At 64.0% G+C, this 11,195-nt stretch carries 13 protein-coding genes; 8 read left to right on the top strand and 5 right to left on the bottom strand.

The window, feature by feature from the left end; translation table 11 throughout:
• Positions 1-29: 29 nt before the first annotated feature.
• From JI59_RS15645 to JI59_RS15625, 5 genes are all read left to right on the top strand, one after another.
• Entirely contained in the window at positions 30-221 is a 192-nt protein-coding gene (locus JI59_RS15645; RefSeq protein ID WP_038576314.1) for a YgaP family membrane protein, read from the top strand.
• Between the two features lie 54 nt (positions 222-275).
• A complete protein-coding gene (serS, locus tag JI59_RS15640; protein WP_007011704.1) occupies positions 276-1,556 on the top strand; it encodes a serine--tRNA ligase in 1,281 nt (426 codons plus the stop codon).
• 83 nt (positions 1,557-1,639) lie between these two features.
• Positions 1,640-2,404, top strand: a complete 765-nt coding sequence (surE, locus tag JI59_RS15635; protein WP_007011705.1) for a 5'/3'-nucleotidase SurE — start codon at positions 1,640-1,642, stop codon at positions 2,402-2,404.
• Positions 2,401-3,654: a LysM peptidoglycan-binding domain-containing protein gene (locus JI59_RS15630; RefSeq protein ID WP_007011706.1), complete on the top strand. Its 1,254-nt coding sequence runs from the start codon at positions 2,401-2,403 to the stop codon at positions 3,652-3,654. The genes surE and JI59_RS15630 overlap by 4 nt, the downstream gene beginning before the upstream one ends.
• Positions 3,655-3,663: 9 nt before the next feature.
• Entirely contained in the window at positions 3,664-4,701 is a 1,038-nt protein-coding gene (locus tag JI59_RS15625; protein WP_007011707.1) for a potassium channel family protein, read from the top strand.
• 10 nt (positions 4,702-4,711) lie between these two features.
• Here the strand turns inward: JI59_RS15625 and JI59_RS15620 are convergent, their stop codons facing one another.
• Positions 4,712-5,104, bottom strand: coding sequence for a DUF1761 domain-containing protein (locus tag JI59_RS15620; protein ID WP_007011708.1), 393 nt, complete (start codon positions 5,102-5,104; stop codon positions 4,712-4,714).
• A 171-nt stretch (positions 5,105-5,275) separates the two neighbouring features.
• Between JI59_RS15620 and rimO the strand changes: the two genes are divergently transcribed.
• The 3 genes from rimO to JI59_RS15605 all read left to right on the top strand — a co-directional run bounded on the left by rimO (position 5,276) and on the right by JI59_RS15605 (position 8,459).
• Entirely contained in the window at positions 5,276-6,658 is a 1,383-nt protein-coding gene (rimO, locus tag JI59_RS15615; RefSeq protein WP_007011709.1) for a 30S ribosomal protein S12 methylthiotransferase RimO, read from the top strand.
• 477 nt (positions 6,659-7,135) lie between these two features.
• Positions 7,136-7,897: a competence/damage-inducible protein A gene (locus tag JI59_RS15610; protein WP_007011711.1), complete on the top strand. Its 762-nt coding sequence runs from the start codon at positions 7,136-7,138 to the stop codon at positions 7,895-7,897.
• Complete coding sequence (locus tag JI59_RS15605) at positions 7,887-8,459, top strand: hypothetical protein (protein WP_007011712.1); 573 nt, start codon at positions 7,887-7,889, stop codon at positions 8,457-8,459. The genes JI59_RS15610 and JI59_RS15605 overlap by 11 nt, the downstream gene beginning before the upstream one ends.
• On the opposite strand, the gene JI59_RS15600 is transcribed toward JI59_RS15605, so the two are convergent.
• The 4 genes from JI59_RS15600 to JI59_RS15585 all read right to left on the bottom strand — a co-directional run bounded on the left by JI59_RS15600 (position 8,414) and on the right by JI59_RS15585 (position 11,195).
• A complete protein-coding gene (locus JI59_RS15600; RefSeq protein WP_007011713.1) occupies positions 8,414-8,641 on the bottom strand; it encodes a hypothetical protein in 228 nt (75 codons plus the stop codon). The two genes, JI59_RS15605 and JI59_RS15600, sit on opposite strands and share 46 nt — an antisense overlap.
• Positions 8,642-8,754: 113 nt before the next feature.
• Positions 8,755-9,456 carry a 50S ribosomal protein L1 gene (rplA, locus tag JI59_RS15595; RefSeq protein ID WP_007011714.1) on the bottom strand — a complete coding sequence of 234 codons (702 nt, stop codon included), beginning with the start codon at positions 9,454-9,456 and terminating at the stop codon, positions 8,755-8,757.
• Positions 9,457-9,460: 4 nt separating this feature from the next.
• The gene (rplK, locus tag JI59_RS15590) at positions 9,461-9,892 is read right to left on the bottom strand and encodes a 50S ribosomal protein L11 (protein ID WP_007011715.1); all 432 of its coding nucleotides are present in this window, start codon (positions 9,890-9,892) and stop codon (positions 9,461-9,463) included.
• 211 nt (positions 9,893-10,103) lie between these two features.
• Positions 10,104-11,195: an acyltransferase family protein gene (locus tag JI59_RS15585; RefSeq protein WP_038576310.1), complete on the bottom strand. Its 1,092-nt coding sequence runs from the start codon at positions 11,193-11,195 to the stop codon at positions 10,104-10,106.

Here is an 11,195-nt window from a genome sequence, read left to right as displayed (position 1 = left end):
TGGCTCCTTCATCGAAGGAGGGAATTGCCATGTTCAAGACAAACGTCGGCACGCTGGACCGATTGGGACGTATCGTTCTGGGAATCGTCCTCATTGCCCTCGTCTTCGTCGGACCGAAGACGCCGTGGGGCTGGATCGGCCTCGTCCCGTTGATGACGGGGCTGCTGCGCACCTGCCCGCTTTATTCACTGCTGGGAATTCGCACCTGCAAGGCTGAGTGACGCAGGCCATCTCGCGCTTGCGCCGGACTCGCCGAGGCGGCATAGCCCGGCGCCATGCATGATATCCGCCTGATCCGTGACAACCCGGCCGCTTTCGACGCCGGTCTCGCCCGCCGCGGGGTTGAACCCGCTTCCGCCCAGATCCTCGCGCTCGACGAGCAGCGCCGCGCGGTCGCGACGCGCATGCAGGAAGGCCAGAACCGCCGCAACGAGGCGTCCAAGGCGATCGGCAAGGCGATGGGCCAGGGCGACAAGGAAACCGCCGAGGCGCTGAAGGCCGAAGTCGCGCAGCTCAAGGAAACCCTCCCCGCGCTCGAGGCGCAGGAGAAGGAACTGAGCGCCAGGCTGCAGGACGAACTGGCGCGCCTGCCCAACATCCCGGTCGACGAGGTTCCCGATGGCGAGGACGAGACGCAGAACGTCGAAGTCGCGAAGTGGGGCACCCCGCGCGAATTCGCCTTCACGCCCAAGGAACACGCGGATCTCGGCCCGGCCCTCGGCCTCGACTTCGAGACCGGCGCCCTGCTATCGGGCGCGCGCTTCACGTTCCTGAAGGGCCAGATGGCGCGCCTGCACCGTGCCCTTGCCCAGTTCATGCTCGACACGCAGACCGCCGACAACGGCTACATGGAATGCAATGTCCCGCTGCTGGTCAAGGACGATGCAGCCTTCGGCACCGGTCAGCTTCCCAAGTTCTCCGAGGACCTGTTCCAGACAACCGATGGACGCTGGCTGATCCCTACCGCCGAAGTCAGCCTGACCAACGCGGTGCGCGAACAGATCGTCGATGCCGAGGCCCTGCCCCTGCGCATGACCGCGCTGACCCCCTGCTTCCGTTCCGAGGCCGGGGCGGCGGGCCGCGACACGCGCGGCTTCATCCGCCAGCACCAGTTCGAGAAGGTCGAACTCGTCACCGTCTGCAAGCCGGAAGAGAGCGAGGCGGAGCACGAGCGCATGGTCGCGGCAGCCGAAGGCATCCTGCAGGCGCTGGAACTTCCCTATCGCAAGGTCCTGCTCTGCGCCGGCGACATGGGCGCCACCGCGCGCAAGACCTTCGACCTCGAAGTCTGGCTACCCGGGCAGAGCGCCTACCGCGAGATCAGCTCGATCTCCAACTGTGGCGACTTCCAGGCGCGGCGCATGAACGCACGCTACAAGCCCGAAGGCTCCAAGAAGACCGAGTTCCTGCACACGCTGAACGGCTCGGGCCTTGCGGTCGGCCGCACTCTCGTGGCCGTACTGGAGAACTACCAGCAGGAAGACGGTTCGGTCGCGGTGCCCGAAAGGCTCAAGCCCTGGATGGGCGGGATCGAGAAGCTGGAACCGCTCGCCTGAACGACGCGCCGGCGGGCAATCGCCGGCAAACAGCCCGACAATCGGCTCCGCAGGCAATTCGGGGCCACGAAGGAATTTGATCGATGCGCATTCTTCTCACCAACGACGACGGCATCAACGCGCCGGGCCTCTACGTTCTCGAGAAGATCGCCGCGCAGCTCTCGGACGACATCTGGATCTGTGCGCCGAGCGAGGAGCAATCGGGCGCCGGTCACTCGTTGACGCTGACGCGCCCGGTGCGCCTGCGCGAACACGCGCCGCGGCGCTTCTCGGTCTCGGGAACGCCGACCGATTCAGTGACGATGGCGCTGCGCAAGGTGCTGCCCGGCGCGCCCGACCTGATCCTGTCGGGCGTGAACCGCGGCGCGAACCTGGGCGATGACATCACCTATTCGGGTACGGTCTCGGCCGCCATGGAGGGCGCGCTGGCCGGCATACCCTCGATCGCGCTGAGCCAGGTCTATTCCAAGGAAGGCGTGGGCAACAACGTCGACTTTTCCGCTGCCGAGGCATGGGGCGCCAAGGCGCTGCGGCCGCTGATCGACGCCCCCTTCGCACCGCGCACGCTGATCAACGTCAACTTTCCGGCGCTGCCTGCAGACAAGGTTAACGGCATCCGCGTCGTGAGGCAGGGATTCCATGACTACGCCCGCGGATCGGTTGTGGAAGGCATTGATCCTAGAGGTTTTCCTTATTTCTGGTTTGGTTTACACGGTATTGAGCATACCCCCGGTCAAAACACCGACCTGGAAGCCATCGCGGAAGGATTTGTCTCGGTGACGCCATTGCAGCTCGACCTGACGCACGATGCGTCAATGTCCAACCTGATGGATCGCTACAAGGCATGAAGCCGCCTCTCCTGCTTGCCGCCGCAGCCGTGCTGCCGGGACTGGTGCTGACGCCCTCCCACGCTAGCGCCGCCAATGCCGCTCAGGAAACCGTCCATGTGGTGGAGCCGGGCGAAACCCTGAACGGGATCGCCAACCGGGCCGGCGTGGATGCAGCCGCCATTGTCCGGGCGAATAACCTGGAAGCGCCGTTCATCGTTCGCGCCGGTCAGGAACTGGAGATCCCGCGCGGCGGCGCAGGCGTCAGTGCAGGCACAGGCGTCAGCACACGCAGCGGCACCTACGAGGTCACCTTCGGCGAAACCCTGTTCGGCGTTGCCAATCGCACCGGCACATCTGCCAGCGCGATAGCCAGCGCCAACGGTCTCGAGCCGCCTTATGTGCTGCGTATCGGCCAGAAGCTGACCATTCCCGGCAAGTCGCAGGACGCCACTGCCGTCAGGACCGCATCGCGGGTGATCCCCGCGCGCGGCGATACGGCCTCAGCAACCGCTCCCGAGGAAGAGACAGTCCATCTCGTCACTCCCGGGGAGACGCTCGGCGGGATAGCCCAGCGCGCCAAGGTCGCCCGTATCCTGATCGCCGAAGCCAATGGGCTGGAGCCGCCCTACGTGGTCAAGGTCGGCCAGAAGCTGCAGATCCCGCGAACCCGGCGCCACACCGTGCAGGCGGGCGATACCGGCTTTGCGATTTCCTACAAGTACGCGGTTCCCTGGGACCAGATCGCCACCGCCAACGGCCTCGATCCGGACGCACCGGTCAAGCCGGGGCAGAACCTGCTGATCCCGACGCTGCTCAATCCGCAGAAAAACGGGGCCCCGCAGCCCGCCACACCGGCCGCGACGCCGGCCCCTGCCACGCCTGCGGCAAGCAAGTCACGCTTCCTCTGGCCGGTCTCCGGACCGATCCGGCGCGATTTCAGCAGCGGCGCGAACTACCACGACGGCCTCGACATTACGGCGGCCAAGGGCACCATGGTGCGGGCAGCGGCAGCGGGCACGGTGAAGTTCGCGGGCAAGGAGAAAGAGCAGTTCGGCAATCTCGTCGTGATCGACCACGGCGATGGCTGGTTCACCGCCTACGGCTTCCTCAGCCGCATCACGGTGAAGGACGGCGCCAGGGTCGCCGCGGGCGAGCGAATCGGCCTCGTGGGGGACACAGGTCTCGCCAAGGGAGACGAGCTGCACTTCGAAGTACGCCGCGACGGCAAGCCGGTAGACCCGCTGGACGAACTGCCCAAGTCACCCTAAGCCTCGGTTATGTCGAAGAAGCGGCCCAACCCGGCACTGTTCAAGCCGCTGCGTCGCGCTATCGGCGTCCCGGTCTGGGCCGATGTCGCCATTCGCCTCGGCCTTGCACTCGGGCTGATCTTCCTTGTCGTCATGGTCCACTGGCTGGACCGCGATGGCCTGAAGGATACGCACGACGGCACGGTCAGCTTCCTCGACGTCGTCTATTTCACGATGATCTCGATCACCACGACCGGCTTTGGCGACATTGCCCCGGTCAGCGACAAGTCGCGCCTGATCGAAGCGGTCATCGTCACGCCGATCCGCCTGGCAGTGATCTACATCTTCGTCGGCACGGCCTATAATTTCATCATCAAGCGCAGCTGGGAGACTTGGCGCATGAAGCGCATCCAGGAACGGCTCGAAGACCACATCGTCGTACTCGGCTACGGCGTCAGCGGGTCCGAAGCAGTGCAGGAGCTGATCGCGCGCGGCACCGATCCCTCGTGCATCGTCGTGATCGACCCCAGTTCGGCAAGGCTGGCGCTGGCGGAAAGCGCGGGCTGCAACGTCATGGAGGGCGACGCCACCCGCGACGAGACGCTGGAGGCCGTGCGCATCGGCAAGGCCCGCTCGATCCTCGTGTCGGCAGGCCGCGACGATACCACGATCCTGATCATCCTGACCGCCCGCCACGTCGCCCCCAAGGTGCCGATCACGGCGGTGGTTCGCGCCGATGACAACGAGCTGCTTGCCCGCCAGGCTGGTGCCGACAACGTGATCAACCCGGTGCGCTTCACCGGCCTGCTGCTTGCCGGCTCGGCGGAAGGCCAGCATATCTCGGAATACCTGTCGGACCTTGCCTCGGTCACGGGCCGCGTCCAGCTTGTCGAACGCAAGGTCAAGCCTGACGAGATCGGCAAGCCGCTGGAAAAGATCGCGACCGGCAAGGGACTGCGGATCTACCGCGGATCGCGCGTGATCGGTTTCTGGGAACCGGACGCCCACGTGCTGGAAGCGGACGACCTGATCGTCGAGATTTCCTACGCCAGTTGCGACCCGGCCTGAAGGCGCCGGATCAACCCAGCACCCAGAACACCAGGCCCATGGCAAGGTAGGCCACGAGCCAGAACGCGCAATCGATCACCCGGCGCATCGGCTCGGTACGATTGCGCAATTCGACCAGCCATACTGCGGGAATGACGAAGGCAATGGCGATCCCGCCGGTCTGCATGAAGTATAGCCAGGATTTCGCCTGCAGCGTTTCAGCGCCGATGCGGGCAAAGTTGTGCCCGAACATCGCCGCGCTCACCAGCATCAGCACGCCGACGAGGATGTAGTTGCTGCGCGTTTCCGTCTTGGCGGGAATCAGTTGGCCGCTCTTGCGGGTAAAGGTGCCGAACCACGCAATGCTGATGCCAAGGGCCAGTGCCGCGGCGATCACCACCGCCACCCAGTTTACCGGACCCATGACGTAACTCCTTTCCGTTTACGGCCATATCCCATTGAAAAAGCCGTGTTAGCGCCAGTCTCGCAGCCTTCGGTAACGGGTGCAAGGACGCGATTGCGCAGCATGTCAAAAGCCGCACGTCATTCAATTCGTGACTCATCGGCTCAATCGGCGTATCGGGCGCGCCATCCCATGGCCATAGAACTCCCCTCCCCGCCGAAGGTCGGCATGGTCAGCCTCGGCTGCCCCAAGGCGCTTGTCGACTCCGAACGTATCCTCACCCGCCTGCGTGCAGACGGCTACACGATGAGCCCGGACTATGCCGGCGCCGACGTCGTGCTGGTCAACACCTGCGGCTTCCTCGATTCCGCTAAGGAAGAGAGCCTGGCAGCGATCGGTGAAGCCATTGCCGAGAACGGCCGTGTCATCGTGACAGGCTGCATGGGCAATGAGGCCGAGACGATCCGCGCCCGCTTCCCGGACGTGCTCGCCGTGACCGGTGCGCACCAGTACGAAGCCGTCGTCGAAGCCGTTCACGAAGCCGCGCCGCCGGATCTCAGCCCCTACCTCGACCTGATCCCGCAGGCTTACGACGAGGCCGGGGTCAAGCTGACGCCGCGCCACTACAGCTATCTGAAAATTTCGGAAGGCTGCAACCACGCTTGCGCGTTCTGCATCATCCCGCAACTACGCGGAAAGCTCGCCAGTCGCCGCATCGACGCGGTGCTGCGCGAAGCGGAAAAGCTGGTCCAGGCCGGCACCCGCGAACTGCTGGTGATCAGCCAGGATACGTCGGCCTATGGCGTCGATGTGCGCCACGAGGAGCGTTCGTGGAAGGACCATGCAGTCCGGACCCACATGACCGACCTCGCCCGCGAACTGGGCCAGCTCAAGGACGCACAGGGCCGCGCGCCGTGGGTGCGCCTGCACTACGTCTATCCCTATCCGCATGTCGACGCGGTGATCCCGCTGATGGCGGAAGGGTTGCTGACGCCCTACCTCGACATTCCCTTCCAGCACGCAGCGCCTTCGGTGCTCAAGGCGATGAAGCGTCCGGCCAATGAAGCCAAGGTGCTCGAACGCCTGCGCTCCTGGCGTGAAATCTGCCCGGACATCGCGATCCGTTCCAGCTTCGTCGTCGGCTTCCCCGGCGAGACGGAAGCCGATTTCGAGTATCTGCTCGACTGGCTCGAGGAAGCGCAGCTCGACCGCGTCGGCGCCTTCCGTTTCGAACCGGTTGCAGGCGCTGCAGCCAACGACTTGCCCGGCGCAGTGCCCGAAGAGGTCAAGGAAGAGCGCTACGCCCGAATCATGGAAAAGACCGCGGCGATCAGCGCGGCCAAGCTTCAGTCCAAAATCGGTCGAATCCTGCCCGTCATCATCGACGAAATCGGTGAACCGGATGAAGATGGCGACATTGGCGCAACCGGACGCTCGCAGGCCGATGCCCCGGAAATCGACGGCAATGTCTTCCTTCGCAATGTAGGGAATGACCTGCAAGTAGGTGATATCGTTGACGTTCTTGTCGAAGACGCGGATGAGCACGACTTGTTCGGAGCACGCAGCGACAGCTGAGGCCTATCGTCAGCACGATACCTGTGTTGCAAAATACGCAATACTAAGGAAGGTTTTCGCATTTGCGGCATGGCCCGATCACGAGCATATAGGGAGGGCCTTTCAGGCATCCTCTCCCAAAAAACTTCCAAGGGCTGGTCTTCGGACCGGCCCATTTTTTTTGGCCGTTTTCCATGAGCTTGATCCGAACTTCGAGTGGAACGAGGCAGGTGTAATTGCAAAACATGCAACATCAGGAAATCTTTTCGCATTTGCAGCGAATCGGCTCGGGAGGCATATCGAACGGGCCTTTCAGGCATCCTCTCCCAAATAAACTTCCATGGGCCGGTCTTTGGATCGGCCTTTTTTTTTGCGCTTTCCATGATGTTGCCGCAATTCGGAGCGGCACGGCAACCAACGAGATGCGCGGCATATCACAGGGCAATTATGGCCCGGTGCGGCTAGCGGTTCGCGTGCATTTGTCCTAGCCATGCGGCCATGGCCGAATCCTCGCGAATCTACACTGCCGCCCTCGTCGTTATCGGCGACGAGATTCTTTCCGGACGCACCCACGACAAGAACATCGCCCAGGTGGCGAGCTGGCTGCAGATCCATGGCATCCGCCTCGCCGAAGTGCGCGTGGTTGCGGATGACACGGCGGCGATTGTCGAGGCAGTCAACACCTTGCGCGCGCGCAACGACTACCTATTCACAACTGGCGGTATCGGCCCGACGCACGACGACATCACGGTCGATGCAATTTCCGAAGCGCTCGGCGTGGATGTCATCGTTCACCCCGATGCCCGCGCCATCCTTGAGAAATACTACGAGACCCGTGGCGGCCTGACCGATGCGCGCCTGCGCATGGCCCGGACCCCTGACGGAGCCGACCTGATTCCCAATCGCTACACCGGCGCGCCCGGCATCCGGCATGGGAACGTCTTCATCATGGCCGGCGTGCCCAGTATCACTGCAGGCATGCTCGATGCCCTTTCCGGCCAGCTCGAAGGCGGCGCTCCGCTGCTGTCTGAAACAATCGGCTGCTGGGTCGGCGAAAGCGACGTCGCCGACCTGCTTCGCGACACGGAAAAGGCTTTCGAGACCTGCCAGATCGGATCCTATCCCTTCTGGCGCGAAGGCCGCACCGGTGCCAATTTCGTCATCCGCTCGATCAGCGCCGAAGACCTTGCCGCCTGCACCCGTGCCTTGATCAAGGGCCTGGAAGCCATGGATCGGCCGGCCGTTGCCGGTGGCATCTAGGGCTACCCTGACGATCCTGCTGCTTTGGCTTCCCCTTACCGGATGCGCCGGCGGCAGGCTGGCAGAGTTCGAGCGAGCCCTGGCCGCACAGGACAGCGCGACATCCGCACTGCAGGACTGGTGCACCGCCAGGGACATCGGCGATCCACCGCGCATCACGGCAAGGCCCGTCCTTGACGACGATGCGCCCCTGCCCTCCGATGCTCTCGATCTGCTGCAGGTCGAGGACGAGGCAAGCCTTGGCTACCGCCACGTCCGGCTCGATTGCGGCGGGGTAACCCTGTCGCAGGCGCACAACTGGTTCGTGCCTGCGCGCCTTACGCCTGAGATGAACGCTGCTTTGCGCGATACCGACCAGCCATTCGGCAAGGTTATCGCCCCGCTTCGCTTCACCCGCGAGCGTCTGGCTGCCTTTCGCGGCCGCGTCGAAGGCTGTCCGCCAGGCACGGTCCTGTCCCATCGCGCGGTCCTGCATCTGCCCGGCGGCGCGCCGATCAGCCTCGTCGTCGAGTGCTATCAATCGGCGGCGCTGGCCGCATCAGTCGACACAGGCAGCAGATAGACGAAGCGAAAATCGCCGCGCTCCGCATCTGCGAGCGTATGCTGCGAAAGATGCGCCAGACGGTCTTCGGGACGATTGAACGCGCGCGGACCACGCCGGAGCGTTGCGCCGCGATTCGCGCGCTTCAGGCGGCAGCGTGCCCAGAAGTGGCGGAGCACTTCGCGATCGAGGCGGACGGCCATCGACACCGTCCTGGTCCAAGCCGACTGAGCCCGCTCCTTCCTGACAAAAGAAAAGGGCCGGCAAGGTTTCCCCTGCCGGCCCGTTCCTAACCGTTTGTCCGGTCCTGAAAAAATCAGGCCCCGGCGACCTCGGTCGTGTCGATCTTGAGGCCGGGGCCCATCGACGAGGACAGCGAGATCTTGCGAACGTACTTGCCCTTGGCGCCCGAGGGCTTGGCCTTGACGATCGCGTCGACGAATGCGTCGAAGTTCTTCTGCAGGTCGGCGTCCGAGAACGACATCTTGCCGATGCCGGCATGGATGATGCCCTGCTTCTCGACGCGGAACTCGATCTGGCCGCCCTTGGCGTCCTTCACGGCCTGCTCGACGTTCGGGGTGACAGTGCCCAGCTTCGGGTTCGGCATCAGGCCCTTGGGGCCCAGCAGCTTACCCAGACGGCCGACGACGCCCATCATGTCCGGAGTGGCAATGACGCGGTCGTAGTCGAGGTTGCCGGCCTGCATGTCTTCCATGAGGTCCTCGGCACCCACCTTGTCGGCGCCAGCAGCCAGTGCGGCCTCGGCCTTGTCGCCCTTGGCGAACACGGCGACCTTGACGGTCTTGCCGGTGCCGGCCGGGAGCGAAACCATGCCACGGACCATCTGGTCGGCGTGGCGCGGGTCGACGCCCAGGTTCATCGCGACTTCGACGGTCTCGTCGAACTTGGTGGTCTTGAGTTCGCGCAGCAGCGTCAGAGCCTCACCGACGGGGTAGTGCTTCTGGTTGTCGCCCAGCTTTTCGGTGAGCGTCTTCTGCTTCTTGTTCAGCTTTGCCATGGAATCAGCCCTCCACCACTTCGAGGCCCATCGCGCGGGCCGAGCCTTCGATGATGCGGGTAGCCGCTTCGATGTCGTTGGCGTTGAGGTCCTTCATCTTCATCTCGGCGATTTCGGAAAGCTTCGAGCGCGCGATCTTTCCGGCCGAAATCTTGCCGGGCTCCTTCGAGCCGGACTTGAGGTTGGCAGCCTTCTTGATGAGGAAGCTGGCAGGCGGCGTCTTGGTGACGAACGTGAAGCTGCGATCCGCATAGACCGTGATGATGGTCGGGATCGGCATGCCCTTTTCCATCTCCTGCGTGGCGGCATTGAACGCCTTGCAGAATTCCATGATGTTCACGCCGCGCTGACCCAGGGCAGGGCCGATCGGCGGAGAGGGGTTTGCGGCGCCGGCAGGCACCTGCAGCTTGATGTAACCTTCGATCTTCTTGGCCATGAGGCCGCTCCTTTCACACTTTCGCGCCAGACCCCCGAGCAAATCGGCAAGATCGGGCGCTCATGTTTAGCGGTATGACGGATGCGATTGCGCATCCTCCCGCCGGGAATCGCACCGGCAAGGCCGATCCGAAGGGCGCGCCCCTAAACGATATCGGGATAAAAGGAAAGAGACAGTTGCAAGGCCCGCTATTGCGCGCCTGCCTGCCGTGTCAGACGGGACTGGTCCGACCGCTGCCCGAACCCGCCCTGCGGCGCTCAAAGCCACACCGGATCGCCCGGCGGGCAGGCTGCTCGACCATGCGATAGCCCATGTCCGCAAGGATCAGGACCGTGCCGGCAAATGCGGCGATCACGACCACTTGCGTCGCACCCGTCCCGGGCAATTCGCCCAGCCGCAACTGGAACAGTTGCAGGACCGGCATGTGGATCAGGTAGATCCCGTAGCTGCGGTCTCCTAGCCACTGCATGGGCGCACTACCCATGAAAGGCGCGCGCAAGGACAGCAGCAGGACAGCCGGCCAGGCATATAGCGTCAATGGCAGAAGCGAACTGCGCGTACCCATGTCGAGTGCGAGCCCGAAGGCCAGCAGGCAGACCAGCAATGCGCTCGATGTCTGCGCCATTCGCGCGCGGCAATGCCACATGACCTGCCCGAGGAAAAAGCCGAGCAGCCCGCGCGGCAGGCCATCGCCGACCCATGGGCCGCCGGATCGCCCCTGCAGCAAGAAATGCACAAGGGCTCCCACGATCGCGAGCGCGGTCACCAGTCGCAAAGTCCTGCGGCCGCCCGCCGCACCCAGCGCGAAGAGCACATAACAGACCACCTCCACCGAGATCGACCAACTCGGTCCGTTGAAGGTATTGGCAACGGGCTGAACAAAAGCCTGCAGCATCATCAGATGCGCCCCGAAGGCGATTGGGGTATTGCCCGGCGCCGCGAAGAACACGGCAGCGCAGAACAGCAGTGTCAGCAAATGCAGGGGATAGAGCCGGGCAAAGCGTGCGACGGCAAAATCGAGCAACCTGCCGCGGGCCAGGGGTTGACCGCCCCCTCCCGCGTTCTCTCCCAGATAGACATGCGCGAAGATATAGCCGGAGATGAGGAAGAACAGATCGACGAGGGCCCAGCCCCATTCGTGAAACCAGTGATAGACCCCCGCCTCACCCCCGTGCATGTCAGGGGCGAACAGCAGCTGCGTATGGTAGAGGAAAGCGACGCCGCAAGCGGCCAGCCCGCGCAAGCCGTCGAGACGCGTCAGCCGCTCCACCCCGTGACCTGGCCCATTTGCCGCCCGATCCAT

The sequence above is a fragment of the Novosphingobium pentaromativorans US6-1 genome (assembly GCF_000767465.1).
Lineage (GTDB): Bacteria > Pseudomonadota > Alphaproteobacteria > Sphingomonadales > Sphingomonadaceae > Novosphingobium > Novosphingobium pentaromativorans.
Note: the sequence above shows the minus strand (reverse complement) of the source record. Positions and strands in the feature narration are given on the sequence as shown.

Coding starts and splice junctions, on each gene's coding strand:
- JI59_RS15645 (WP_038576314.1), top strand. CDS start 30: ATGTTCAAGACAAACGTCGGCACGCTGGACCGATTGGGACGTATCGTT.
- serS (WP_007011704.1), top strand. CDS start 276: ATGCATGATATCCGCCTGATCCGTGACAACCCGGCCGCTTTCGACGCC.
- surE (WP_007011705.1), top strand. CDS start 1,640: ATGCGCATTCTTCTCACCAACGACGACGGCATCAACGCGCCGGGCCTC.
- JI59_RS15630 (WP_007011706.1), top strand. CDS start 2,401: ATGAAGCCGCCTCTCCTGCTTGCCGCCGCAGCCGTGCTGCCGGGACTG.
- JI59_RS15625 (WP_007011707.1), top strand. CDS start 3,664: ATGTCGAAGAAGCGGCCCAACCCGGCACTGTTCAAGCCGCTGCGTCGC.
- JI59_RS15620 (WP_007011708.1), bottom strand. CDS start 5,104: ATGGGTCCGGTAAACTGGGTGGCGGTGGTGATCGCCGCGGCACTGGCC.
- rimO (WP_007011709.1), top strand. CDS start 5,276: ATGGCCATAGAACTCCCCTCCCCGCCGAAGGTCGGCATGGTCAGCCTC.
- JI59_RS15610 (WP_007011711.1), top strand. CDS start 7,136: ATGGCCGAATCCTCGCGAATCTACACTGCCGCCCTCGTCGTTATCGGC.
- JI59_RS15600 (WP_007011713.1), bottom strand. CDS start 8,641: ATGGCCGTCCGCCTCGATCGCGAAGTGCTCCGCCACTTCTGGGCACGC.
- rplA (WP_007011714.1), bottom strand. CDS start 9,456: ATGGCAAAGCTGAACAAGAAGCAGAAGACGCTCACCGAAAAGCTGGGC.
- rplK (WP_007011715.1), bottom strand. CDS start 9,892: ATGGCCAAGAAGATCGAAGGTTACATCAAGCTGCAGGTGCCTGCCGGC.
- JI59_RS15585 (WP_038576310.1), bottom strand. CDS start 11,195: ATGGATCGGGCGGCAAATGGGCCAGGTCACGGGGTGGAGCGGCTGACG.